We start from the raw sequence: 23,789 nt of genomic DNA, 5'->3' as shown, positions 1-23,789 counted from the left end.
GCGCGGCTAATTCCTGGCGTGCCATTGCTCCGCGCCATCGTCCCCGCATAGAATTGAGAACTATTCACAATCGCATATATCCACAGGACCGGGCCTTCGCCAAGATGCAGATCAACGACACGCTCAAGCCGACCGAGGTCGCTCTGCTCTACCAGGCCCACCACCGTTGGCTCAGCGGCTGGCTGCGCAGCCGGGTAGGTTGCAGCGAGCACGCCGCCGACCTGGCCCAGGATACCTTCGTGCGGCTGTTGCGGGCCCGCCAGCTTTCGCCGCTGAAGGAGCCACGCGCCTACCTCAGCAGCATCGCCCGTGGCCTGATGATCGACCAGTTCCGCCGCCGCGCGCTGGAACGGGCCTACCAGGAAAGCCTGGCTCACCTGCCCGAAGCCGAAGTGCCCAGCGAAGAAGATCGACTGGTCATCCTGGATACCCTGGCGCGCCTCGACCGTGCCCTGCACCAGCTGAAACCGCGTGCCCGCCAGGCTTTCCTGCTGGCTCAGCTCGATGGTTTGAGCATCGTGCAGATCGCCCTGCGCCTGGGTGTGTCGCGGGCCACCGTCGAGCGGGACCTGGCCAAGGCCCTGGGCGTCTGCTACCGGTTGCGCTATGCCGACGCCTGACAGCGCGCCCGCGCAGGCGCAGGTCGACCAGGCCATCGACTGGCTGGTGAAGCTGCGCTTCGACAGCCCCTGCCCGCGTACCGAGCAGCAGTTCCAGCACTGGCTGGCCAGCCATCCGGACAACCCCTTGGCCTGGCAGCGGGTCAGCCACCTCAGTGACGAACTGGCCGGGCTGCCCAAGGGCCTGAGCCGCCGCACTCTGGATGGCAGCCAGCGCCAGCGCATCAGCCGCCGCGACCACCTCAAGCTGCTGGCCGTGCTGGCCGTGGGCGGCAGCCTGGGCTGGGCCGCGCGCGAACCGTTGGGCATACCCCAGCTGCTGGCCGACAGCAGCACTGCCACCGGCGAACGCCGCCAGTTGCAAGGCAGCGATGGCAGCCGCATCCAGCTCAATACCGCCAGCGCCATCGACCTGCGTTACAGCGCCGAGCAGCGCCGGCTGCAACTGGTGCGTGGCGAGGTGAGCCTGGACAGCAACCCCAACGATAACCGCCCGTTCCGCATCGACACCCACATTGGCCAACTGGCCACCCTCGACGGCCAACTGCTGCTGCGCGAGAACGACCAGGGCCTGTTGCTGGCGGTACGCCGGGGCGACGTCACGCTGTTCCCCACCTCGGCCTCGCCACGTCGGGTGCTGCCAGGCGAAACCTTGCAGGTGTGGGCCAGCGGCAGCTTCCAGGCGGTGACGCTGCACAGCGACCCCTGGGGCTGGACCGACGGCGTGCTCAGCGTGCAGCAGATGCCGCTGGGCGAGTTCATCGCCGAGCTGGCGCGTTACCGCCCAGGCCTGCTGCGCTGTGCCCCCGAAGTGGCAGACCTGAAGGTGTCCGGTACCTACCAGTTGGCCGACACCGGGCAGATCCTGCAGCTACTCACCCGCAGCCTGCCGGTGCGGGTCGACTACCGCACGCGTTATTGGGTGAGCATCGGTGCGGCCTGAAAAATTTCTGAAAATAAATGAGGTGGAATCTCATTCTCGTCCGGCCTGAAGGAACAAAACCCGAAAAGTGGTCTTCACAACCTTCAGGAGCGCTTCATGATTGCCCCGTGTTCCCCTCGCAACGACAGGCTGCGCCGTGCCGTGCGCGCGGCCGTGTTCGGCCTTGGCCTGGCAGCTGGCGGTGCCTTCCCGGCCATGGCCCAGGCTGCAGCGGCCAGCCAGAGCCAGCAGACCGACTGGAACATCCCGGCCGGCCCGCTGGCCCCGGCGCTGGACCAGTTGGCCCGCCAGGGCGGCCTGAGCCTGTCGTTCGACGCGAACAGCCTGCAGGGCAAGACCACCCGCGGCGTGCAGGGCCGGCATGACAGTGCGGGGGCGCTGTCGATCCTGTTGCAGGGCAGCAACGTGCAGGTCCAGCAGGAAAGCGCAACCAGCTTCCTGCTGATCCCGGCGCTGGATGTGGGAAACGCCCTTGAGCTGGGCGCGACGAGCATTTCCAGCGACCGCCTGGGCGAAACCACCGAGCACACCGGCTCCTACACTACCGGCGAAGTGACCATCGGCAAGATGCCGCAAACCCTGCGCCATACCCCGCAATCGGTCAGTGTGATAACCCGCCAGCGCATCGATGACCAGTACATCACCAACCTGACCAACCTGCTGGAGCAGACACCCGGCGTGGTGGTCAACTACACCGACAGCGAGCGGGTGCAGTACTACTCGCGTGGCTTTGCCATCGATGCCATCCAGTATGACGGCGCCACCGTGGTGCAGAGCAGCGGTGGCGGTTCGTTCATCCAGACCGACTCGGCGTTCATCGACCGCGCCGAAGTGCTGCGCGGCGCCACCGGCATGCTGCGTGGCGCCGGCAACCCGTCGGGCACGGTGAACCTGGTGCGCAAGCGCCCGACCCATGACTTCCAGGCTACGGGCAGCGTGACCCTGGGCTCATGGAATGCCCAGCGCTATGTGGCCGATATCTCCGGCCCGCTGACCGAAACCGGCAACGTACGCGGGCGGGTGATCGCCGTGCATGACGACCGCGACCTGTTCCAGGACTCGCGCATGGAGCGCAAGGAAGCGTTCGGCGGCTCGCTGGCCTTCGACCTGGACGACAGCACCACGCTGACCACCGGTGTCGAGTGGACCAAGCTCGACGCCACTGGCGCCTGGGGCAACCTGCCCGCCGACGCCAGCGGCGCCCCCCTGCCCTTCGGCCGCAGCACCTACCTGGGCGCCGACTGGAACCGCTGGGACCGCAGCAACCTGAACACTTTTGCCGAACTGGAACACCGCTTCGACAACGACTGGACCCTGAAGCTGATGGCCCTGCGTACCCACTTCGAGCTGGAGGACCATGGTTTCAAGCAAACCTACATGGAGCGCGCACCGGCCAACCTGAACCCCACCGGCAACCCGTACCTGATGCAATATCAGGTTACCGAAGGCGACGGCGGCGAGAGCCTGCAGAACAACCTGAGCGCCACCCTCAACGGCCCGTTCGACCTGTTTGGCCGCACCCACGAGCTGATGGTCGGCGTCGAACGGATTCGCAACGACTCCTACGCGTCGGCCACCAACCGGGTAATTTCCGGGCTGTACGACATCCGCTACTGGGACCCGAAAACCAGCCTGCCAGAGCCGGACATCGACATCACCGCACACCCGGTGCGCACCCGTACCACCCAGCAAGCCGCACACGCCACCTGGCGCATTTCGCTGGCCGAACCGCTGACCGCGATCATCGGCGCGCGGGCCAACTGGTACGACTACGAGCAGGAAAACAACACCGGTGCAAACGGCAAGTTCAGCGTCGATGAGAAGATCGTGCCGTACGCGGCGCTGATCTACGACCTGAATGACAACTTCAGCGTGTACGCCAGCTACACCGAGATATTCAGCCCGCAGACAGTGGTGGACAAGAACAACTCGGTGCTCGACCCGATCATCGGCGAAGCCTACGAAACGGGCATCAAGGGCGAGTTCTACGATGGCCGGTTGAACACCAGCCTGGCGTTTTTCCGTATCAACCAGGTGGGTACGCCGGTGGATGACATGTCCACGGAGATCGGCTGCAACGGCACCACCGGCCGCTGCAAGATCGCCTCGGGCAAGAGCCGCAGCGAGGGCATCGACCTGGAGATTTCCGGCGAAGTGCTGCCGGGCTGGCAGGTCACCGGTGGCTACACCTACAACACCACCGAGTACCTGAAGAACTCGGCAGCTACCAATGGCAACGCGATCCGCACCACCGACCCGGAGCACATGCTGCGACTGTTCACCAGCTACCGCCTGCCGGGCACGCTGGATGCCTGGACCATTGGCGGCGGCGTGCAGGCGCAGAGCGATATCTATTCCGAAAGCGGCACGGCCAAGGCGACCCAGGCGGGGTATGCGGTGTACAACGGCATGCTCGGTTATCGCATCAACGACAACTACTCAGTGCAACTGAACGCCAACAACATCTTCGACAAGAAGTACTACCGGCAGATCGGTACCACGGCGACGGGGTACTACTGGGGGGAGCCGCGCAATATGTCGGTGACCTTGCGCGGGAGTTTCTGACAGGGCAACACGGTCGCCTTGTGGGAGCGGCCTTGTGTCGCGAAAGGGCCGCGAAGCGGCCCCAGGGTTTCAACTGCGCCGGCCAGATTGCTGGGGCCGCTTTGCGGCCCTTTCGCGACACAAGGCCGCTCCTACAGGGACCGCGCAGCCCTGGAGGACCTCAGTCCGCCACCGCCCGCAACCGCCCCGCGCGCCGGTACGACTGCCGGGCAAAGCACACGAACAACCCGGCCATCAGCGCCAGCGCGATGGGCAGACCATGCGGCGCCACATCCATCGCCGCACCGCTGACCAGCGGCCCGACCAGGCTACCCACACCCCACAGCAAGCCCACGCTGGCATTGGCGGTAACCAGGTCCTGCCCCTTGAAGCGCTGCCCGATCAACACCAGCGCCAGGGTATAGATGCCGCCTGCCACGGCGCCCAGCAGCACCAGCAGCGGCCACAGCAGCCAGGTCAGGTTCAGCAGCCAGGGCAGGCCGATACCGATCGCCATCGCCAGCAGCCCGCATACCAGGTGCAGCCCGGTGCGCTCCACCCGGTCGGCCAACCAGCCAAGCGGCAACTGGAACAACATGTCACCGGCAAACACCACGGTCACCATCAGCGCCGCCACGCCCACGGCAAAGCCATGGCTGGTGGCATACACCGGCAGCAGCGACAGCACCACGGCATCGAAGAACGAGAAGAACAGCACCGCCACGCACAACGCCGGCGCCACACGGAAGAAACCGGCCAGGCCGAAGCTCTTTTCACCCTCTTCATGTTCCACATGGTCGTTGGGCACGGTCAGCACGATGCACAGCAGCGCCAGGCCATAGCAGGCGGTGACCACACCGGTGATCCACGGGCTGTCGGCGCCCAGCACCGCCAGCATGGCCGGGCCGAGCACCTGGAAGCCGGTGAAGCTGGTGGCGTACAGGGCCATGATCTTGCCGCGGTTGTGCTCCGGGCACAGTTCGTTGACCCACGACTCGCCGAGGATGATGGCGATACCCATGCCCAGCCCCAGGCCCAGGCGCAAAAGCGCCAGCAGCCACAGCGAGCCGAACGCAGACTCGAGCAAGCCAATGCTGAGCGTGCACAGGCTGAAGCACAGCAGGTAGATGGTGCGCCGGGTAAGGTGGCGACAGCAGGCGTCGACCAGGAACGCCGAGAGCATCATGCCCGCAGCGGGGATGGCCGAGATGATGCCGATTTCCAGGGTGCTCGCACCGGCTTCATGCAGGCGCAACGACACCAGCGGCAGGCTGGCCCCCAAACTGAAACCCACGACCGAAACGGCGAACAACAGGCCCGCCAGCAAACGCATGTTCATGTACCACTCCTTGCAAACCGAAAAGACGTGCAGACACAGGCGCGCACGCCAGGGCGGCGAGCGACGCGAAAGCGCAGATCAGTTCAGGCGAGGTGTGGCGAGAAGGTGAAGGCAAACAGCACGCTGCGGCGACGCTTGAGCACCGTATCGCTCGGCCACGCGCGACGCAGGGCCTGGAAGGCAGGCTGGCGGGCGTTTGGCAGGGACTGGTTACGGCACATCGCTTTGACTACTACGCAGGTGGTTGGGGAAAGGCGGACTCTAGGCCACCGCAGGTTGGCTCGTCAATTGCCCAGGGGGCCTCTACGAGGCCCTTTCGCGACACAAGGCCGCTCCTACAACAGTACGCAGCCCCCTGTAGGAGCGGCCTTGTGTCGCGATGGGCTGCAAAGCAGCCCCGGCAATATCAGCGCTTGCCGGTACTTGGCAAGAACACCGCCAGCAACCCGAACAACGGCAGGAACGAACACACCTCGTACACGTACTCGATGCCACGCAGGTCCGCCACATACCCCAGCAAGGCTGCACCGATGCCACCAAAGCCGAACATCAGCCCGAAGAAGATCCCGGCAATCATGCCCACGCTGCCCGGCACCAGCTCCTGCGCATACACCACGATCGCGGAAAACGCCGAAGCCAGGATAAAGCCGATCACCACGCTCAACACGGTGGTCCAGAACAGGTCGGCATACGGCAGTACCAGGGTGAACGGCGCCACTCCGAGGATCGAGAACCAGATCACCGCCTTGCGCCCGATGCGGTCACCGATCGGCCCGCCAAAGAAGGTACCTGCCGCCACCGCACCGAGGAACAGGAACAGGTGCAGCTGCGAGCTGGCCACCGACACATCGAACTTCTCGATCAGGTAGAAGGTGAAGTAGCTGGTAAAGCTGGCCATGTAGAAGTACTTGGAGAACACCAGCAGGCCCAGCACGATCAGCGCCGCGACCACCCGCCCGCGCGAGATGCCGTGGGTCGCCTGCACTGCCTTGCGCGCCTTGGCCTGGTTTAGGTGCTCCTTGTACCAGCCACGCAGCATCAGGGTGACGCCGAGGAAGAACAGCGCAGCCAGGCCGAACCAGGCTACGTGGCTCTGCCCGAACGGAATGACAATGGCCGCCGCCAGCAGTGGGCCCAGCGCAGAGCCGGTGTTGCCGCCGACCTGGAAGGTCGACTGGGCCAGGCCGAAGCGCCCGCCCGAGGCCAGGCGCGCAATACGCGAGGTTTCCGGGTGGAAGGTCGACGAGCCGATCCCCACCAGCGCCGAGGCCAGCAGAATCATGGGGAAGCTGCCGACGAAGGCCAGCATCACTATACCCACCAGGGTACACAGGGTGCCCAGCGGCAGCAGGTTCGGCGCCGGTCGGCGATCGGTGAAAAAGCCGACCCAAGGCTGCAGCAGCGAGGCGGTGATCTGGAACGTCAGGGTAATCATGCCGATCTGGGCGAAGCTCAGGTCGTAGTTGGCCTTGAGCATCGGGTAGATCGCCGGCAGCACCGACTGGATCAGGTCATTGATCAGGTGCGCCAGGGCGCAGAAACCGATGATGCGCATCACCAGCGGCGTGGCTTGGCTCGCCGCCGCACTGGTGGACGCCGTGGAGGCGCTACTGATAGCCATGTGCCTGAATCTCCGTCAGCAGTTTGGGATCCGATTATCGGGAAACAAATAGATACATAGCTACCTTTTTTATCCCTCTGTCGCGATGCGCTTGAAAATGGTTATCAATATAATTAGCATCCTCGGCCCATACCCCTGTAATCGTTGGGCGAAACGGCCCCTATCGCGAGCAGATCGAACCCATGAGCCAGATGCTCGCCAATCAGCTGCAGCCTGACCGCCCCCGCCCTCGGCAGATCAACACGCGCCGCAGCCATATGGGCAAATGGCTGGCGCTGCTATTCCTGCTGGGGCTGGCTGCTGCAGCCTACCTGTACTGGCCGCTGATGCAGCGCCTGGGCAGCGAATTGCACACCGATGCAGGTGAACGCCGCAGTATCCGCCTGGCCGATGGCACCACCCTGCACCTGGGCACCGCCAGCGCGATGAACGCCGACCTGCGCGGCCGCACGCGCCAGCTGCAGCTGGTGCAGGGCCGGGTATACCTGGAAGTGATGCTCGACGGCCGGGCCATGGAGGTGACAGTGGGCGATGCGCGCATCCAGGTGTTCGGTACCCGCCTGCAGGTCGCCCGCCATGCCGGGCATGACGAACTGGTGGTGTTCAGTGGCAAGGCCATGGTTATCCAGGGTGGCGAACAGTGCCTTGTATCGGCGGGCGAGCGGGTAGCCTTCGATGGCGGGCGTATCGGCCCGTTACAGAAAGCCGACCTCAAGGGCACCGATGGCTGGCGCAACGGGCAGTAGAAAGCCGGCGACATGCCGTTGGGCAAGGCAGAACCGGGGCATGGCCGCTAAGTTTTTGAAAGCGTGTAAATTTTTTTTGAAATGAGTGTTGACAGGGGGGCCGTTCAAGAGAATAATGCGCGCCATCGGCTACATAGCTCAGTTGGTTAGAGCATAGCATTCATAATGCTGGGGTCCGGGGTTCAAGTCCCTGTGTAGCCACCAAACAAGACGAAGGGCTTACCGCAAGGTAAGCCCTTTTTCTTTGCCTGCGAAAAATACCACAGGCCCGCCCCCTCCCCCACAGGCCATGCAATCGCTACCTCAACGCATGCCGGTCACCACCACAGCCAGGCCCAACCCGATCAGCGCCAGGCCGATTACCCGGTCCACCAGCCTTTGCCGCTCGATCATCGCCTTGCGCAATGCCGTGCTGGAGAAAAACACCGCCACCAGGCTGAACCACAGCCAGTGGGCAACGGACATGAAAGCGCCGTAGGCAAAATCCAGCGCCAGCGAGCTGCCAGGCTGCACCACCTGGGTGAAGGCACTGATGACGAACAGCATGGTCTTGGGGTTGAGGGCGTTGGTCAGAAAGCCCGTGCGCAGGGCCTGCGTTACGCTGGCGGCGGATGCGGCAACCCCGTCGAGGCTGATGCGCCGGGTGTTGGTCAGCGACTGGTAACCCAGGTAGACCAGGTAACCCGCGCCCAGCACTTTCATGCCCAGGAACAGAGCCGGGCTCTGGCTGATGATCACCGCGATGCCCAGCACCGTGTACAGAACGTGAACCTGCACCCCCAGGGCAATGCCCACGGCAGCAGCCAGCCCGGCCTTGCGGCCCTGTGCATAACTGCTGCGGGTGACCATGGCGAAGTCGGCACCGGGGCTGATGACGGCAAGCAGGGTGAACAGGGCGACGGCAATGAGTTCGGTCATGCTGGTGGCTCTCGATAGGCGATGGAAATGCACAGACCAGGTAATTATCGAGAGCTTATAGCCGAGGAAAAATCGATTTATAGTGAGGCAAATCTGATAGTTTTCTTCACAGATACATAGCGCCTGTGCTGGCCTCTTCGCGGGTAAACCCGCTCCCACAGGTGATGCGCCGCCCTCAGGTTTGGTGAAGTCCCTGTGGGAGCGGGTTTACCCGCGAAGAGGCCAGCACAGGCAAACAGGGATGCCATGAAACTGCCGCCACTCAATGCCTTCCGCTACTTCGAGATCGCCGCCGAAACCGAAAGCTTCGTGCGCGCCGCCGAGCACCTGCACGTCACCCATGGCGCAGTCAGCCGCCAGGTGCGCCTGCTTGAAGAAAGCCTTGGTGTGGAGTTGTTCGAGCGCCGCAACCGGGCCATTTTCCTCACCCCTGCCGGCCGTGCCTTGCAGGGCACCACCCAGGCGATTTTCGAGCAGCTCGAAGGCGCCGTGCAGCGCTTGCAACAACAGGCCCGCGACAACGTGCTGGTGCTGTCGTGCGAGCCGACCATCGCCATGCGCTGGCTGATCCCGCGCCTGCCCCGCTTCCATGCCACCCATCCCGACCTGCAGTTGCACCTGGTGGCCGCAGGCGGGCCACTGGACTTCGCCCGCAGTGGGGTCGACCTGGCAATTCGCCGCGATGACTTCCACTGGGACAAGCAGCTGTACAACCAGAAGATCTGCGACGAATGGATCGGCCCGGTCTGCCACCCCACCACACCCATCCAACTTGAAGGCCAGCGCCTGCTGCACAGCGCCACCCGCCCCGGCGCCTGGCCCAACTGGCTGCGCCTGAGTGGCCAGCAGGCCCGGCATACCGAGCGCAGCGACTACGAGCACTTCTACCTGTCGATTCAGGCCGCCAGCGCAGGCCTGGGCCTGGCCATGGCCTCAGCCCTCATGGTGCGCGACGAACTCGACAGCGGGCAGTTGCAGGCGCCGTTCGGTTTTGTGCGTGACGGCTCGGCCTACCACCTGCTCAGCCCTCAGCCGCTGGAAGACGACGGCAAGCGCCAGCGCTTCGCCACGTGGGTGATGGGCGAATGCAAGAGCTGCCTGGCTCATCTGGGTTTGATACAGAACGACGAACCTGCACGGCCGTCACCACCCCAGGTGCGGTAACCCGCGGTATCCACATGAATCCGCCCGGACGGATAGCGCCCCAGGCCCATGTTCCAGGCCTGGCCATACTGCTGCCAGAAACGGCACAGCGGGTTGGGGTCCGCCCAGCCGGGTAGCAGGATATCGACGGCGAACGCCCGGGTATGGGCGCTGTTGGCAGCCCCGCCGGCGCAGACATTCAGGCGCGGGTCTCGATAGGCCGAAACCACCTCAAACTGGCGCAGGATGCCCTGGTCGTCGAGCGCCTTGATCAGCGAGAGCGTAGAACGCACTGCCGGCCAGTTGCTGGCAGGCGGCACGGCGAAGGGGGACGCGTGGCACAGCTTCCAGTCCGAAGCCGAACGCAGCAGCTGATGGATAGGCACTATGCCGTAAAGGCGAGCATCCACCAGCATTTCACGGAAGGGACGAGTGTGATGGTCGCCAGCCCACTGGGCGAACATCCACAGGTCGCGTTCGTCGGCGTGGGCCACTCCGCCCAACGCCAAACCCAGCGTCAGCAACCAGCACCTTGTGCTGCCCATATCGGCTCCTTCGCCTAACGTGTTCAATGCTTATGTTCCAGGCCATTTCGTGTGCAACGCCGGGAAACACACTTCCTAGTTATTGATCCCCCAAGATCGGCCATTGTCAGCCATCATTGCCCTGTAACTGCTCGCCGGATCATGCACACCCGTTGACTGACTCAGCCACGGTGGCATAATTCCATTCACTACTCAGCCTCGTACGCGATGATTCAGTTCGTCGGCTGTTGGGGTGAGAAAACCGGCCTAGTGCCGGTTTTTTCGTTTTCAGGGAAATGAAACCCTTGCGTACTGCCTGTTTTGTTGATGGCTACAACGTGTTCTATGGCCTGGTGGCAGGCACAAGCTACAAGTGGCTGAACCTGCCTGCCTTACTGAAGCACATTCTCTGCGTCGAACAACCTGACAGCGAACTGACAGCCATCAGCTTTTTTACTTCCGGGGTTAAGCCATCGCTCGCCAGCCGCGGGAACCTTTCAAAAGAGGCGCAGGATAGCTACCTGCGCGCCTTGATCGCGCAAGGTGTCGACGTGCATTACGGCCGGCATCAACTCGAGCCGCGCAACGCGCCTCGCTTCGTCAACAAGGAAACGCCACCTTCCAGGCTCGACCAGGTGGCTATCTGGAAGCTGGAGGAAAAAGAAACGGATGTACACATCGCCATCAGCATGTATCGACTCGCAGCCCAAGAAAGTAGGCTCCCAGCGGATCAGCGAGTCCAACAACTGGTATTGGTTTCCGCTGACACCGACCTGACACCAGCATTGAGAGCCATCCGCGAAGACTTCCCCGATTTGCGATTGGGTGTGATCCTGCCGCATCGGAAAGGCATGAAGCGAACGCTGCCGGGCTCACTCAGAAATAACGCCCACTGGATGCGCCAGATGGTAACGGAGGACGAACTAGCCTCCCATCAGTTTCCCGATCGGGTTCCTACCCAGAAAAAACCGGCACTGAAGCCCGCGTACTGGTGATGATGAAAGCCGTTTCAAAACCCGGGTTGCCGCAAGGAGAGTTGCGACAAACTGCTACTCCAACGCCCGCAACCGATACTGCGGCGGCAGCTGGGCGAAGCCGCTGATGGTGGTGTCCAGGCTCTTCCACCGGCCATCCTTGATGCCATATATGCAGCCATGCACCGACAGTTCCTGACCACGGTGCCAGGCGTTCTGCACGATGCTGGTATGAGCCACGTTGGCGACCTGCTGGATGACGTTCAGTTCGCACAGGCGGTCGACCCTGGCCTCTTCGTTGTCCAGCTTGGCCAGCTCGGCGCGCTTTTCGTAATACAGGTCGCGGATCGAGCGCAGCCAGCCGTCGATCAGGCCCAGCTGGCGATCCTGCATGGCGGCGCGCACGCCACCGCAACCGTAGTGGCCGGTGACCAGGATGTGCCGCACTTTCAGTACTTCCACCGCGTACTGGATCACCGACAGGCAGTTGAGGTCAGTGTGCAGCACCACGTTGGCAACGTTGCGGTGGACGAACAGATCGCCCGGCAGCATGCCGACGATTTCGTTGGCCGGCACGCGGGCGTCGGAGCAGCCAATCCAGAGGAATTCGGGAGTCTGCTGGCGGGCCAGCTTGGCGAAGAAGTCGGGGTCGCGCTGGTTGATCGCGTCGGCCCAGCGGGCGTTGTTGTCGATCAGTTCCTGCAGGTCGTGCATGGTCGTTGCCTCATCAGGGTTTGCCTGCGTGACAGCGCCAGCCCCTGCAAGGTCAGTCCTCGAGCAGGGTGCAGGCCATCACCAGGGCGTCTTCACGGCCACCGGCAACCGGGTAATAGTCGCGGCGGCGGCCGATTTCGTTGAAACCGTAGCGCTCGTACAAACGATAGGCCGACTGGTTGCTGGCGCGCACTTCCAGGAAGCACTCCCGGCCATTGAGCTGGTAGGCCCGGGCCATCAGGTGCTCGAGCAGGCGCAGGCCCAGGCCGCGGCCCTGGTTTTCCGGCTTGACGGTGATGTTGAGCAGGTGCGCCTCGTCGATGATCACGTTGATCACGCCATGGCCCACCTGCTGCTGGCCGTCGAACATCAGCCAGACTTCGTACGACTTGAGCGCATCCTGAAAGATCCCGCGGGTCCAGGGATGACTGAACGCGGCATATTCGATCTTAAGTACGGCATCCAGATCCGCCTCGGTCATCGGGCGGAAGCTGATCGAGTCACTCATTCAACGCTCTTCCAGCGCGCCATCAGCTGGCGCATGGCTTTCCAGACGTCCGCCTTGCGCTGCGGCTCGTCCATCAACAGTTCAAGGCCCGGCAAGGCCCAGGCTTCGCCCAGGCCCTCGAGCTTCAGGGTTTGGTAATAGGCTTCGCCGTCGACATTGGCGGCAAAGCGCAGCGCCGGCAGGCCGACCAGCCACAGGCAGGTGCACGGGGCGTCTTCCAGGCGCGCCTGGACAAAGCCCTGGACGAAATCGCGCGCCGCCTCCGGGCCCTGGTCCATGTTGCCGCGCACCAGCAGCGGCCAGCGTACCGGCTCGCCGATGATCTGCGGGGCGTCGGGCAGGCCGGCGGCGCGCAGCATGTCCTTGAGCAGCAGGTAGGACGGGTCGCGGCTCTGGAACGGCTGGCCGGTGGCCAACTCCACCAGCAGCAGGCAGCTGCCGGCTCGCAGCAACTGCAACGAGAAGCGCGGGGGCGGCACCGGGGCCGGGCGCGGTGGCGCGGCCTGCTCCTCGGCCTCGGCGGGCTTGGCGGCCGGCTTGGGCGCATTGCTCGGGCGCGGAATCTCGATTTTCGGTCGCTCGCCGGAGCGGGCCTGGGAGGTGACTGGCGCCTCGTTGGCAGCCGGTGCCGGCCTGACGTCGAAATCGAGGTCCTCGACCGGCGCCACCGGCAGCAGCAGCTCGGGCCGCGACGGTGCGGCGAACGGCAGTTCGGCGCGCGGCAGCCAGTGCACCACTTGCATGGCGGAAAGGTAGGCGCGGCGACGGGGTTCGGTGAGCAAGGGGCGGGGTTCCGAGGGGTGGAGACAAAGGGCCATTCTAACGTGTACGCCTTGGTTTTTGCAGCGCCTATCAGACCGAGCGCCGCCCGCGCGGCGCTTCGCAGCACAAGGCTGCTCCTACATTTGTTTCTGGCCAGTCACGCCTGTCCCCGCGCACGCGGCCGCCTTGTTTGCCCTGCACGATATCGAGGTGAACACCAAAGGGCCGCGCGCCGCTCCTTCAGAAATAATTGGCCCGAAACAGATGTAGGAGCAGCCTTGTGCTGCGAAGCGCCGCGCGGGCGGCGCTCGATCTAAATGCCACTACAAAAACCGAACCATACCCATATACACACAAGGCTATTTCTCATTACAGACCAAGGGGTGAAAACCTCCCCCCCGTATGCAGTACAATCGCTCCCTTTTTCTTGGCAACGAGTCGAAGCCAATGATCGAACCCAAGCGCGTCCTGCGCGCCCTAGCCGAACACTGGGCCCTGATCGAGCCGCTGTGCGAGCGTTTCGACCAGGGCACCCTGAGCCTGGTCGAATTGCGTCAGCATGTGGCCCGCCAGCAGGTCGAGAGCACCCCGCAGGACATCACCCAGCTGCTCGACGTGTGGATCCGCCTGGATATCCTGGTCCCGGTGGCCAAGAGCCCGAACCGTTTCGAGCTCAACGCGCAGATCCACGATTTCCTCGCCTACCTGCGCCGCGAACACCGGCTGGGCCTGTGCCTGGAGATCGAAGCCTACCTGCGCCACCTGGAGCGCCTGGCCGGGCATATCCAGGACGCCTTCGACAACCGTGACAGCGACGACCTGGCGCGTCAGCTGCGCCTGCTCGACATGCGCGTGCGCGATGTACTGAAGAAGCTCGACAACGACGAGCAGGCACTGGTGGCCGTGGCCGAGCGGGCCAAGACCAGCAACCGCCAGATCCCGCTGCGCCAGCGCTATGCCGAAGTACTGGCGACCTGGGACGAGTACGTCGAGCCGATGATCCAGCTGGTCAACGCCGACGGCGCCTTCGAACAGGGCGTGCGCAAGGTCGAGACCGTGCTGCTGAAGCTGCTGGGCGAACAGGCGCGCCTGGGCCACCTGGTCGACGACGACATGCTGCTGCGCACCCACGCGCGCATCCTGGAAATGCAGACCAGCGCCCAGCTGACCCTGCGCCACGCCCGCGAACTGCTGCTGCCGCTGCGTGAGGAAGCCCGCCGGCACAACGCCGTGACCCGTGGCGCCGCACTGGCCCTGTCGGTGATCCGGCGCAGGGGCATCGACGCCGTACCGCAAGCGGCCATGCCGATGTTCACCCGCCCGCAAAGCACCTTCCTCGGCAGCGCCAGCCAGGTCGAGGCCTATGTCTACGCCCTGGCCCGCTTCGAGCCCAAGCCGGCGCGCTTCCCCAAGGCCCACAAGACCCAGTCCGGCGCCCTGCCCCGTGCACCGCGCACGGTCAAGGAAATGGCCGAACGCTGCGAACAGGCCCTGCCGCTGCCCGACCTGATGGTCTGGCTGCTGGAGCAGGAACCCGAAGGCGCCACCGACGAGCTGCTGTACTGGTTCTCGCGCCTGTCGCGGGAAAAGCGCTTCAAGCGCGAACGCCTCGACCGCCGCGAGTACATCACCCAGGAACACCTGGTCAGCCTGCGCTCGTTCGCCCTGACCTCCAGCCGCGAAGACGCCGCCAGCGCGCCTACCGAATCCAACGCGAGCCCAGCCCATGCATCTTGATCTTTCCGAACTGTCCCAGCTCGCGCCGATCTTCCGCGAGCTGTTCAAAGGCTTCCACGTCAGCCGCCGCGACCCCGAGCTGTACGCCCAGCTGTCGAACTTCCAGGACCAGTACCGCACCCTGTTCAAGGCCCTGGGCTTCGAACTGGTGTGCGACACCCGTGGCTTCTACTACTTCGTGCCGGACATGACCGCCGCGCAGGTCAACAAGACCGCGCAACGCCTGTCGCTGTTCACCTTCATCCTGGTCGAACACCTGGCCGACCAGGGCCGCGACCCGATGGCCGTGCTCGATGGCGGCAGCATCGGCCGTGACGAACTGCCCTCGCTGCTGGACAAGTACCGCGACCTGTTCCTGCAGGCCGAAGTGCAGACCGTGGACGAGCTGGAAGAAAAAATCCTGCGCCGCATGACCCAGCTCGGCTTCGCCTTCGAGGAAGGCGGCATCTACCGCTTCCTGCCACCGATGCATCGCTTCCTCGACGTGTGCCTGGCCGTGCAGCAGGACCGCGACCTGGCGGCCACGCTGCACAGCGACCTACCGCTGCCGACCCCGGTACTGGTCGAGGAAGAAAGCCCCGAAGAACTCAACCGCACCGACGACCCGCTCGACCTCAGCCCCTTCGAGGGCGAGGAAAGCGAAGAGGAAGCCCTGGCCCGGGCGATCCGCGAAGAGCAACAGGAGATTGACGCATGAGCCAGGAACGCTACGGCATCCGCCGCTTCGCACTGCTCAACACCGCCGGCTACAGCCTTGGCCTGTTCCCGCTGGAGCACCCACTGTCGGTATACGGTGCCAACAACCTGGGTAAATCGGCGTCGATCAACGCCCTGCAGTTCCCGATCCTGGCGCGCATGTCGGACATGAGCTTCGGCAAGTACAGCCTCGAGCAGTCGCGCCGCTTCTACTTCGCCAGCGACACCTCGTACATTCTCTGCGAACTGAGCCTGCCCCACGGCCCGCACGTCATCGGCGTTGTCGGCCGCGGCCCGGGCGGCGGTTTCGGCCACCAGTTCTTTGCCTACAAGGGCGAACTGGACCTGGCCCACTACCAGAAGAACGACACCTGCCTGCGCCAGAAAGAGCTGTTCACCAACCTCGAGCGCCTGGGGATCAAGGCCTACGAGCTGAAGCCGGACGAACTGCGTCGTCTGCTGGTCGGTGGCCACACCTCGGTGCCGCTGGACCTGACCATGATCCCGCTGCGCTCGACCAGCGAGCAAAGCCTGAAAACCTTCCGCGCGCTGTTCATCAACCTGCTGCACATGCGCGAAATCACCGCCGCCAAGCTCAAGCAACTGTTCCTCGACGCCTTCGAGCACAGCCTGCGCTCTGGTAGCGTCGACTATATCGCCGCGTGCGAGGAAGCCTTCCGCGACGTGCGCCGCATGGAACAGGACTACAACGCCCTGGTCGCCGCCGGCCCGCTGGTCGAGGCCCTGGCCGGTGGCGTGGCCCAGCGCGACATCCTGCGCGGCAAGCTGCACCGCATTTCGCCAGTGCTCGACACCCTGCTGGGCACCTGGCAGGAATACGCCATGGCGCGCAAGGAAGAGCTGGTGATCCAGGCCGAGCACTACCGTGGCGAGCAGGACCGCCTGCAGAACGACCAGCGCGGCGGTACTCAGGAGCTGATGCGCCTGGAGCGTGAAATCACCGGTATCCAGCGCTGGCTGGGCGAGCTGTCGGTGCTCAAGCACCGCTTCGCCCTGGTCGATGACGTCAAGGTGCTGGAGCAGCAACTGCTGGCGGCCAAGGACGCCCACGACGAACTGGCCGGCGCCCTGGCCCAGTCGCGGCAGTTCAGCGCCGAAGACCTGGACGAACGCGTCCGCGACCTGGAAAAGCGCCTGAAGCAGGTCAAGCAGCAGCTCGACCACGCCGACAACAACAGCTACGCCCGCCTGCGCGAAGAGTTCTCGCAGCAGGACGTCGACCGCCTGATGCGCCTGTTCAATGGCGCGCTGTTCAGCCTGCCGCTGGGTGACCGCGGTATCGAACTGGACGACAGCGACCTGTGGGTAAAATCGCTGGAAGCGGTACTCGACGGCTTCAAGGGCGAACGCTTCGAAGCCCCGGGCCTGTCCATCGACCTGTCGCACATCGACCCACCGGCGCTGCAGGCCCTGGCCGACCGTGCTGCCCTGCGTGACCAGAAAGAGCGCCTGGAAAAAGAGCTGAAGCAGCTCAAGACCCAGCAGGCCGTGGCCGCCGACCGCTCCGCCTCCAAGGCGCAGACCGAGGCCCTGTACCAGGAAGTACTGGACGCGCAGAAAGCGCTGGAAGACTTCCGCCGCAGCGAAACCCTGGCCGCCGAAGAGCCCGAGAAGCTGGAGCAGCTGTCGCAGCTCGAAGCCGCCCAGGACGAACTCAAGCGCTCCAGCGACGCCTTCACCGAACGCGTCCAGCAGCTGTCGGCCAAGCTGCAACTGGTCGGCCGGCAGATCGGCGACCTCGAGGCCAAGCAGCGCACCCTGGAAGACGCCCTGCGCCGTCGCCAGCTGCTGCCGGCCGACCTGCCCTACGGCACGCCGTACATGGAAGCCATCGACGACTCGATGGACAACCTGCTGCCACTGCTCAACGACTACCAGGACAGCTGGCAGAGCCTGCAGCGGGTGGACAACCAGATCGAGGCGCTGTACGCCCAGGTGCGCCTGAAAGGCGTGGCCAAGTTCGACAGCGAAGACGACATGGAACGCCGCCTGCAACTGCTGGTGAATGCCTATGCGCACCGCACCGACGAAGCCCTGACCTTGGCCAAGGCCCGCCGCGCCGCGGTCACCGACATCGCCCGGACCCTGCGCAACATCCGCAGCGACTACGACAGCCTCGAGCACCAGCTGGCCCTGTTCAACCGCGAGATCAACAAGCGCCAGGTATCCAACCTGGAGAGCTTCCGCGTGGTGCTGGCGCCGAACAAGGAAGCGCTCAAGCACATTGACCAGATCATCCACAGCGCCGGCCAGTACGAAGAAGGCGAAACCCTGTCGGTGTTCGACCTGACCCAGAGCGCCGAGCAGGACAACAAGAACGAAGAGGCCAAGGAATACCTGGCACGGTTGGTGGCAGCCAACCACAACCAGCTGGGCCTGAAGGACCTGTTCGAGCTGGCGTTCGAGATCACCAAGGTCAACGGCCAGCCGGTGATCCATGCCGACATCGACGGCGCGGCATCCAACGGCACCACCATGACCATCAAGGCGCTGACCAACATGTACCTGTTGCTGCACCTGATGGACCGCGACCTGGCCGGGCGCATCCGCCTGCCGTACTACCTGGACGAAGCGGCGGACATCGACGAACGCAACCAGGCTGCGCTGCTGGAAACCAGCCTGCAGCTGGGCTTCGTACCGATCCTGGCGAGCGTGAAGCCGCAGGTGTCTGCACGCGTGGCGATCGACCTGGAAGGTGGCAGTGGGCCGAATGGCATCTACATCGACGAGGCGGACTGGAAGTTCATCAGCCGTCGGGATGAGGTGAAGGCTGTTGTGCGTGAGGATCATCAGGCCGAGGAATTGGCCTGATATCGGAGTAGTGGGGCCGCTTTGCGGCCCTATCGCGACACAAGGCCGCTCCTACAGGGATTCGCGTCCCCCTGTAGGAGCGGCCTTGTGTCGCGATGGAGGCCAAAGGCCTCCCAGGATCTACCAGGCTATCAATGAGCCCAAGGCAGAATCGGAATCGCGGTCACCGCATTCTGCGGGCTGCCTTCGATCATGCGGTCGCTGTACACCAGGTACACCAGCGTATTGCGCTTCTTGTCCAGGAAGCGCACCACCTGCATGGTCTTGAACACCAGCGAGGTGCGTTCCTTGAACACTTCCTCGCCATCCTTCAGCTCACCCTTGAAGCTGATCGGCCCGACCTGACGACAGGCAATCGATGCCTCCGCCCGGTCCTCCGCCAGCCCCAACCCACCCTTCACGCCGCCGGTCTTGGCCCGCGACAGGTAGCAGGTCACGCCCTCGACCTTGGGGTCGTCGAACGCCTCGACCACAATACGGTCATTCGGCCCGAGGAACTTGAATACGGTAGATACCTGGCCGATTTCCTCGGCCCCGGCCAGTATTGGCAGCACCAATGCCGCCACGCCGATTACCCGCTTCAGCACGCTCATACCAGCACCAGGTTGTCGCGGTGCACCAACTCCGGTTCTGCGCTGTAGCCCAGCAGGCTTTCGATGGCATCGGATGGCTGGCCGATGATCTTCTGCGCCTCCAGGGCGCTGTAGTTGGCCAGCCCGCGGGCCACTTCCAGGCCATCCGGGCCTACGCACACCACCATCTCGCCACGGCGGAAGCTGCCCTGCACGGTCTTCACGCCAACCGGCAGCAGGCTCTTGTTGGCCTGGCGCAGCGCCTGCACGGCACCGGCATCCAGCACCAGGGTGCCACGGGTCTGCAGGTGGCCGGCCAGCCACTGCTTGCGCGCGGCAAGCATGCCGCGCTCGGGCGACAGCAAGGTACCCAGACGCTCGCCAGCCTTGAGGCGATCCAGCACGCGCTCGATGCGGCCACCGATGATGATGGTGTGAGCACCGGAACGGGCTGCCAGGCGCGCGGCGCGCAGCTTGGTCTGCATGCCGCCACGGCCCAGGGCGCCACCGGTACCGCCGGCCACGGCGTCCAGTGCCGGGTCGTCGGCGCGGGCCTCGTAGATCAGCTGGGCGTCGGGGTTGTTGCGCGGGTCGGCATCGAACATGCCATCGCGGTCGGTGAGGATCACCAGCAGGTCAGCCTCGACCAGGTTGGCCACCAGCGCCGCCAGGGTGTCGTTGTCGCCGAAACGGATCTCGTCGGTAACCACGGTATCGTTTTCGTTGATCACCGGCACCACGCCCAGGTCGACCAGCGTGCGCAGGGTGCTGCGGGCGTTCAGGTAGCGCTTGCGGTCGGACAGGTCGTCATGGGTCAGCAGGATCTGCGCGGTGTGCTTGCCGTGCTCGCCGAAGCTCGACTCCCAGGCCTGCACCAGGCGCATCTGGCCGATCGAGGCAGCCGCCTGCAGCTCGTTCATCGCACTCGGTCGCGACGTCCAGCCCAGCTGGCTCATGCCGGCAGCCACGGCCCCGGAGGAGACCAGTACCAACTCCACGCCTGCCTCACGCAGCGCGACCATCTGCTCGACCCAAACGGCCATGGCACCGCGGTCGAGGCCTTTGCCATCGGCGGTCAGCAGAGCACTGCCAATCTTCACGACCCAGCGCTTGGCGCCCGTCACCTTGCTTCGCATCTTCTTCCAACCTATGTCGAATCTGTAGATACCGTGGATACAAAAACGCCGCTCCAAAGAGCGGCGTTTAGTGTACTGCAACCGGTCAGTCGCGCACGTAAATGATTTCCGGGCCGTCTTCGTCGTCCTCGAAATCATCGTCCCAACCGTCATCGTCGCCAATGTCGTGCACGCTCTTGACGCCGGTACGGCGCAGGGTACGGGCGTCGTCCAGGGCCTGCAGCTGGGCACGGGCTTCGTCTTCGATGCGCTGGTCAAGGTCAGCCAGCTCTTCGGCGTAGGCCGGGTCGTTGGCCAGGCGGTCGGCGCGGTCTTCGAGGTAGCGCATCAAGTCGTGGCTGAGCTTTTCGGTGCCTTGCTTGGAGATGGCCGAAATCACGTAGACCGGGCCTTCCCACTGCAGGCGCTCGACCACTTCCTTGACCCGCTCGTCGCGCTCGTCTTCCATGACCATGTCGGCCTTGTTCAGCACCAGCCAGCGCTCACGCTCGGCCAGCGACGGGCTGAAGCGGGTCAGCTCGTTGACGATGACTTCGGCGGCATCGGCCGGGCTGCTTTCGTCCAGCGGCGCCATGTCCACCAGGTGCAGCAGCACGCGGGTACGCGCCAGGTGCTTGAGGAAGCGGATACCCAGGCCGGCGCCTTCGGAAGCACCTTCGATCAGACCGGGGATGTCGGCGATGACGAAGCTCTTCCAGCGGTCGACGCTGACCACGCCCAGGTTCGGCACCAGGGTGGTGAACGGGTAGTCGGCCACTTTCGGCTTGGCGGCCGAAACCGAGCGAATGAAGGTACTCTTGCCGGCGTTCGGCAGGCCCAGCAGGCCGACGTCGGCCAGCACTTTCATTTCCATCTTCAGGTCACGCTGGTCACCTGGCTTGCCCGGGGTGGTCTGGCGCGGTGCACGGTTGGTGCTGGACTTGAAGCGGGTGTTGCCCAGGCCGTGCCAGCCGCCTTGGGCGACCATCAGTTTCTGGCCCGGGGTGACCAGGTCACCGATCACTTCCTGGGTGGAGGCGTCGATCACGGTAGTGCCGACCGGCACACGCAGGTACAGGTCGTCGCCCTTCTTGCCGGTGCAGTCGGTGCTGCCGCCGTTAGCGCCACGCTGGGCCTCGTGGTGACGGGTGTAGCGATAGTCGACCAGGGTGTTGAGGTTTTCGTCGGCGATCATGTACACCGAACCACCGTCGCCACCGTCACCACCGTTGGGGCCACCGTTCTCGATGAACTTCTCGCGACGGAAGCTCATGCAACCGTTGCCGCCGTCACCGGCCTTGACCCGAATGGATACTTCGTCAACAAACTTCATTCAAAACCGCCTCTCGCCTGCTGGCGAGTTGAATACCTGAAAAACCTGAGGCTCTTGCAAAAATGAGCGCGGCGGCCCCGTACGACCGTAGAAACCCACGCCGGCAGCCCATACAAACAGCTTTGCAAGAGGCTCACCACAAACGAAAAAGCCCCGTCGCATGACGGGGCTTCTGGAGCGACGTCGCGATTAAGCGGCGACGATGCTCACGTAACGGCGCATGAACTCGCCTTTTTTCTCGAACTTGATCACGCCTTCGATCTTGGCGAACAAGGTGTGATCCTTGCCCATGCCAACACCGTAGCCAGCGTGGAATTCGGTGCCGCGCTGACGGACGATGATGTTGCCTGGCTTGATAACCTGGCCGCCATACATCTTCACGCCAAGGCGTTTCGATTCTGAGTCGCGACCGTTACGAGTACTACCACCAGCCTTCTTGTGAGCCATGGTTCAATTCTCCAAATAAATTCAGGGGATCTAGGGGATTAAGCCTGGATACCGGTGATTTTGATCTCGGTGAACCACTGGCGGTGGCCCATACGCTTCATGTGGTGCTTACGACGACGGAACTTGATGATGCGAACCTTGTCGTGGCGGCCTTGCGAAACGACTTCGGCCACTACTTTGGCGCCAGCAACAACTGGAGCACCGATGGTGACTTCTTCACCGTTGGCGACCAGCAGGACGCGATCGAAGGTCACGGATTCGCCAGTGGCGACTTCCAGTTTTTCGATCTTGAGGAATTCACCTTCAGCGACTTTGTACTGCTTGCCGCCGGTAACGATTACTGCGTAAGACATGGTATTTCTCCGATAATCCTGCTCACCCAGCGCTTTATATGATGAGTATTGGCTGGCATGGCTGCACAGGGCTGGAACGGCCCGGCGCAATTGCGTAAGGCAGGTGCTGCCCAGGAAGTTAGGGTGCGCGATTGTACGCAACCGCGGTTTTGCTTGCAAGTACCGCCCCCGGGGCGCTGGCACCGCGCCTTGACACACCGGGACCTGCGACCTAGCATGCCGCGCAACCTCACTGGAGCAGCCGATGCAACCCCAATCCTTCTACCGCGCGGTGGCTGATGATTTCAGCGCCGTCGACGAGATCATCAAGAAGCAGCTGACCTCGCGCGTGCCGCTGGTATCGAAGATCGGCGACTATATCACGTCCGCCGGTGGCAAGCGCCTGCGCCCCCTGCTGGTGCTGCTGTGTGGCAAGGCCCTGGGCCGCGAAGGCGACGACCTGCGCCTGCTGGCTGCCACCATCGAATTCCTGCACACCGCTACCCTGCTGCACGACGACGTGGTCGACATGTCCGGCATGCGCCGTGGCCGCTCCACCGCCAATGCCCTGTGGGGCAATGCGCCGAGCGTGCTGGTGGGCGACTTCCTCTATTCGCGCTCGTTCGAGATGATGGTCGAACTGGGCTCGATGCCGGTCATGCAGATCCTGTCCAAGGCCACCCGCGTGATTGCCGAGGGTGAAGTGCTGCAGCTGTCGCGGGTACGCGACGCCAGCACCACCGAGGAAGTCTACATGGAGGTCATCCGCGGCAAGACCGCGATGCTGTTCGAAGCTTCGACCCACAGCGCCGCCGCGCTGGCCGAAGCCACCGACGAACAGCGCGAGGCCCTGCGTACCTTCGGTGACCACCTGGGCGTGGCGTTCCAGCTGGTCGACGACCTGCTGGACTACAAGGGCGACTCGCAGACCTTGGGCAAGAACGTCGGTGACGACCTGGCCGAAGGCAAGCCTACCCTGCCGCTGATCTACACCATGCGCGAAGGCACCGCCGAACAGGCTGCGCTGGTGCGCCAGGCGATCCAGAAGGGTGGCCTGGAAGACCTGGAGCAGATTCGCGTGGCGGTCGAGGAGTCGGGTGCGCTGAAGTACACGGCGGAGCTGGCGCGTGACTATGTGAAGCGTGCCATCCAGTGCCTGGAAGTGCTGCCGGCCAGCGAATATCGTGATGCGCTGGTCGAGCTTAGCGAGTTTGCGGTCGCGCGTACTCACTGATAGACCGAGTCGTATTCTTCGCGGGCTTGCCCGCTCCCACAGGGACCGCGCAAGCCTCAAAGGTAGCGCAGATCGTGTGGGAGCGGGCAAGCCCGCGAATGCTTTTGTCCGGACATAATCACTTCTGAAAAAATA

At 64.0% G+C, this 23,789-nt stretch carries 21 protein-coding genes, 1 tRNA gene and 1 pseudogene; 11 read left to right on the top strand and 12 right to left on the bottom strand.

All coding sequences use genetic code 11. The annotated features are described in order from the left end of the window. The first annotated feature begins 104 nt into the window (after positions 1–104). From ABIB24_RS03290 to ABIB24_RS03280, 3 genes are all read left to right on the top strand, one after another. Positions 105–620: a sigma-70 family RNA polymerase sigma factor gene (locus ABIB24_RS03290; protein WP_085617313.1), complete on the top strand. Its 516-nt coding sequence runs from the start codon at positions 105–107 to the stop codon at positions 618–620. Next, positions 607–1,563 carry a FecR domain-containing protein gene (locus tag ABIB24_RS03285; protein ID WP_286918821.1) on the top strand — a complete coding sequence of 319 codons (957 nt, stop codon included), beginning with the start codon at positions 607–609 and terminating at the stop codon, positions 1,561–1,563. The genes ABIB24_RS03290 and ABIB24_RS03285 overlap by 14 nt, the downstream gene beginning before the upstream one ends. 96 nt (positions 1,564–1,659) lie before the next feature. Further along, positions 1,660–4,128, top strand: coding sequence for a TonB-dependent siderophore receptor (locus ABIB24_RS03280; protein WP_354316120.1), 2,469 nt, complete (start codon positions 1,660–1,662; stop codon positions 4,126–4,128). Positions 4,129–4,288: 160 nt separating this feature from the next. Here the strand turns inward: ABIB24_RS03280 and ABIB24_RS03275 are convergent, their stop codons facing one another. Together ABIB24_RS03275 and ABIB24_RS03270 are read right to left on the bottom strand one after the other, a co-directional pair. Next, positions 4,289–5,446, bottom strand: coding sequence for an MFS transporter (locus tag ABIB24_RS03275; RefSeq protein WP_025337647.1), 1,158 nt, complete (start codon positions 5,444–5,446; stop codon positions 4,289–4,291). A gap of 406 nt (positions 5,447–5,852) precedes the next feature. Continuing rightward, entirely contained in the window at positions 5,853–7,067 is a 1,215-nt protein-coding gene (locus tag ABIB24_RS03270) for an MFS transporter (protein WP_354316119.1), read from the bottom strand. A 182-nt stretch (positions 7,068–7,249) separates the two neighbouring features. On the opposite strand from ABIB24_RS03270, the pseudogene ABIB24_RS03265 reads away from it, so the two are divergent. Next, positions 7,250–7,810, top strand: a pseudogene (locus ABIB24_RS03265) (FecR family protein); the annotation flags it as partial. Positions 7,811–7,940: 130 nt separating this feature from the next. After that, a tRNA-Met gene (locus ABIB24_RS03260) sits at positions 7,941–8,017 on the top strand. A 99-nt stretch (positions 8,018–8,116) separates the two neighbouring features. Here ABIB24_RS03260 and ABIB24_RS03255 read toward each other — a convergent pair. Further along, positions 8,117–8,731, bottom strand: a complete 615-nt coding sequence (locus ABIB24_RS03255) for a LysE family translocator (RefSeq protein WP_354316118.1) — start codon at positions 8,729–8,731, stop codon at positions 8,117–8,119. Between the two features lie 246 nt (positions 8,732–8,977). Here ABIB24_RS03255 and ABIB24_RS03250 point away from each other — a divergent pair, with 246 nt between their 5' ends. After that, entirely contained in the window at positions 8,978–9,895 is a 918-nt protein-coding gene (locus ABIB24_RS03250) for a LysR substrate-binding domain-containing protein (RefSeq protein WP_354316117.1), read from the top strand. Here the strand turns inward: ABIB24_RS03250 and ABIB24_RS03245 are convergent. Next, positions 9,835–10,419: a D-Ala-D-Ala carboxypeptidase family metallohydrolase gene (locus tag ABIB24_RS03245; RefSeq protein ID WP_354316116.1), complete on the bottom strand. Its 585-nt coding sequence runs from the start codon at positions 10,417–10,419 to the stop codon at positions 9,835–9,837. The two genes, ABIB24_RS03250 and ABIB24_RS03245, sit on opposite strands and share 61 nt — an antisense overlap. Positions 10,420–10,703: 284 nt before the next feature. Here ABIB24_RS03245 and ABIB24_RS03240 point away from each other — a divergent pair, with 284 nt between their 5' ends. Beyond that, a complete protein-coding gene (locus ABIB24_RS03240; protein ID WP_137164761.1) occupies positions 10,704–11,393 on the top strand; it encodes an NYN domain-containing protein in 690 nt (229 codons plus the stop codon). Positions 11,394–11,447: 54 nt separating this feature from the next. Here the strand turns inward: ABIB24_RS03240 and can are convergent, their stop codons facing one another. The 3 genes from can to ABIB24_RS03225 are packed head-to-tail and all read right to left on the bottom strand — an operon-like array spanning position 11,448 to position 13,376. Continuing rightward, on the bottom strand, positions 11,448–12,086 hold the full coding sequence (can, locus tag ABIB24_RS03235) for a carbonate dehydratase (RefSeq protein ID WP_025337641.1): 639 nt from the start codon (positions 12,084–12,086) through the stop codon (positions 11,448–11,450). 52 nt (positions 12,087–12,138) lie between these two features. Next, entirely contained in the window at positions 12,139–12,594 is a 456-nt protein-coding gene (rimI, locus tag ABIB24_RS03230; RefSeq protein ID WP_046616794.1) for a ribosomal protein S18-alanine N-acetyltransferase, read from the bottom strand. Continuing rightward, a complete protein-coding gene (locus ABIB24_RS03225; RefSeq protein ID WP_274119764.1) occupies positions 12,591–13,376 on the bottom strand; it encodes an energy transducer TonB in 786 nt (261 codons plus the stop codon). The genes rimI and ABIB24_RS03225 overlap by 4 nt, the downstream gene beginning before the upstream one ends. 427 nt (positions 13,377–13,803) lie before the next feature. Here ABIB24_RS03225 and mksB point away from each other — a divergent pair, with 427 nt between their 5' ends. From mksB to mksF, 3 genes are read left to right on the top strand one after another with little or no spacing between them, the layout of a single operon-like run. Next, entirely contained in the window at positions 13,804–15,093 is a 1,290-nt protein-coding gene (mksB, locus tag ABIB24_RS03220; protein WP_354316115.1) for an Mks condensin complex protein MksB, read from the top strand. Next, positions 15,083–15,790: an Mks condensin complex protein MksE gene (gene mksE, locus ABIB24_RS03215; protein ID WP_013970824.1), complete on the top strand. Its 708-nt coding sequence runs from the start codon at positions 15,083–15,085 to the stop codon at positions 15,788–15,790. The genes mksB and mksE overlap by 11 nt, the downstream gene beginning before the upstream one ends. After that, positions 15,787–18,621: an Mks condensin complex protein MksF gene (gene mksF, locus ABIB24_RS03210; RefSeq protein WP_015268901.1), complete on the top strand. Its 2,835-nt coding sequence runs from the start codon at positions 15,787–15,789 to the stop codon at positions 18,619–18,621. Before mksE ends, mksF begins: the two co-directional genes overlap by 4 nt. 131 nt (positions 18,622–18,752) lie before the next feature. Here mksF and ABIB24_RS03205 read toward each other — a convergent pair whose 3' ends face one another. From ABIB24_RS03205 to rplU, 5 genes are all read right to left on the bottom strand, one after another. After that, positions 18,753–19,214 (bottom strand): CreA family protein, encoded by a 462-nt coding sequence (locus tag ABIB24_RS03205; RefSeq protein ID WP_500121021.1) that lies wholly within the window; start codon positions 19,212–19,214, stop codon positions 18,753–18,755. Beyond that, a complete protein-coding gene (gene proB / locus ABIB24_RS03200) occupies positions 19,211–20,329 on the bottom strand; it encodes a glutamate 5-kinase (protein WP_354316114.1) in 1,119 nt (372 codons plus the stop codon). The genes ABIB24_RS03205 and proB overlap by 4 nt, the downstream gene beginning before the upstream one ends. 85 nt (positions 20,330–20,414) lie before the next feature. Beyond that, positions 20,415–21,641 carry an Obg family GTPase CgtA gene (gene cgtA / locus ABIB24_RS03195; RefSeq protein ID WP_274079175.1) on the bottom strand — a complete coding sequence of 409 codons (1,227 nt, stop codon included), beginning with the start codon at positions 21,639–21,641 and terminating at the stop codon, positions 20,415–20,417. Positions 21,642–21,830: 189 nt separating this feature from the next. Continuing rightward, the gene (rpmA, locus tag ABIB24_RS03190) at positions 21,831–22,088 is read right to left on the bottom strand and encodes a 50S ribosomal protein L27 (protein ID WP_003247464.1); all 258 of its coding nucleotides are present in this window, start codon (positions 22,086–22,088) and stop codon (positions 21,831–21,833) included. Between the two features lie 38 nt (positions 22,089–22,126). Further along, on the bottom strand, positions 22,127–22,441 hold the full coding sequence (rplU, locus tag ABIB24_RS03185) for a 50S ribosomal protein L21 (protein ID WP_003247466.1): 315 nt from the start codon (positions 22,439–22,441) through the stop codon (positions 22,127–22,129). Positions 22,442–22,685: 244 nt separating this feature from the next. Between rplU and ABIB24_RS03180 the strand changes: the two genes are divergently transcribed. Then, on the top strand, positions 22,686–23,654 hold the full coding sequence (locus ABIB24_RS03180; protein ID WP_003256318.1) for a polyprenyl synthetase family protein: 969 nt from the start codon (positions 22,686–22,688) through the stop codon (positions 23,652–23,654). Positions 23,655–23,789: the final 135 nt, after the last annotated feature.

The organism is Pseudomonas sp. UYEF17 (genome assembly GCF_040546125.1).
Classification (GTDB): Bacteria; Pseudomonadota; Gammaproteobacteria; order Pseudomonadales; family Pseudomonadaceae; genus Aquipseudomonas; species Aquipseudomonas putida_Z.
This window is presented reverse-complemented; position numbering and strand designations above follow the sequence as displayed.

Excerpts from the sequence above, each read along its gene's own strand:
- ABIB24_RS03205 (WP_500121021.1), bottom strand. The coding sequence starts at position 19,214 with ATGAGCGTGCTGAAGCGGGTAATCGGCGTGGCGGCATTGGTGCTGCCA.
- cgtA (WP_274079175.1), bottom strand. The coding sequence starts at position 21,641 with ATGAAGTTTGTTGACGAAGTATCCATTCGGGTCAAGGCCGGTGACGGC.
- ABIB24_RS03250 (WP_354316117.1), top strand. The coding sequence starts at position 8,978 with ATGAAACTGCCGCCACTCAATGCCTTCCGCTACTTCGAGATCGCCGCC.
- ABIB24_RS03275 (WP_025337647.1), bottom strand. The coding sequence starts at position 5,446 with ATGAACATGCGTTTGCTGGCGGGCCTGTTGTTCGCCGTTTCGGTCGTG.
- ABIB24_RS03255 (WP_354316118.1), bottom strand. The coding sequence starts at position 8,731 with ATGACCGAACTCATTGCCGTCGCCCTGTTCACCCTGCTTGCCGTCATC.
- mksB (WP_354316115.1), top strand. The coding sequence starts at position 13,804 with ATGATCGAACCCAAGCGCGTCCTGCGCGCCCTAGCCGAACACTGGGCC.
- rpmA (WP_003247464.1), bottom strand. The coding sequence starts at position 22,088 with ATGGCTCACAAGAAGGCTGGTGGTAGTACTCGTAACGGTCGCGACTCA.
- rplU (WP_003247466.1), bottom strand. The coding sequence starts at position 22,441 with ATGTCTTACGCAGTAATCGTTACCGGCGGCAAGCAGTACAAAGTCGCT.
- ABIB24_RS03270 (WP_354316119.1), bottom strand. The coding sequence starts at position 7,067 with ATGGCTATCAGTAGCGCCTCCACGGCGTCCACCAGTGCGGCGGCGAGC.
- ABIB24_RS03245 (WP_354316116.1), bottom strand. The coding sequence starts at position 10,419 with ATGGGCAGCACAAGGTGCTGGTTGCTGACGCTGGGTTTGGCGTTGGGC.
- mksE (WP_013970824.1), top strand. The coding sequence starts at position 15,083 with ATGCATCTTGATCTTTCCGAACTGTCCCAGCTCGCGCCGATCTTCCGC.
- rimI (WP_046616794.1), bottom strand. The coding sequence starts at position 12,594 with ATGAGTGACTCGATCAGCTTCCGCCCGATGACCGAGGCGGATCTGGAT.
- proB (WP_354316114.1), bottom strand. The coding sequence starts at position 20,329 with ATGCGAAGCAAGGTGACGGGCGCCAAGCGCTGGGTCGTGAAGATTGGC.
- ABIB24_RS03280 (WP_354316120.1), top strand. The coding sequence starts at position 1,660 with ATGATTGCCCCGTGTTCCCCTCGCAACGACAGGCTGCGCCGTGCCGTG.
- mksF (WP_015268901.1), top strand. The coding sequence starts at position 15,787 with ATGAGCCAGGAACGCTACGGCATCCGCCGCTTCGCACTGCTCAACACC.
- can (WP_025337641.1), bottom strand. The coding sequence starts at position 12,086 with ATGCACGACCTGCAGGAACTGATCGACAACAACGCCCGCTGGGCCGAC.
- ABIB24_RS03285 (WP_286918821.1), top strand. The coding sequence starts at position 607 with ATGCCGACGCCTGACAGCGCGCCCGCGCAGGCGCAGGTCGACCAGGCC.
- ABIB24_RS03180 (WP_003256318.1), top strand. The coding sequence starts at position 22,686 with ATGCAACCCCAATCCTTCTACCGCGCGGTGGCTGATGATTTCAGCGCC.
- ABIB24_RS03290 (WP_085617313.1), top strand. The coding sequence starts at position 105 with ATGCAGATCAACGACACGCTCAAGCCGACCGAGGTCGCTCTGCTCTAC.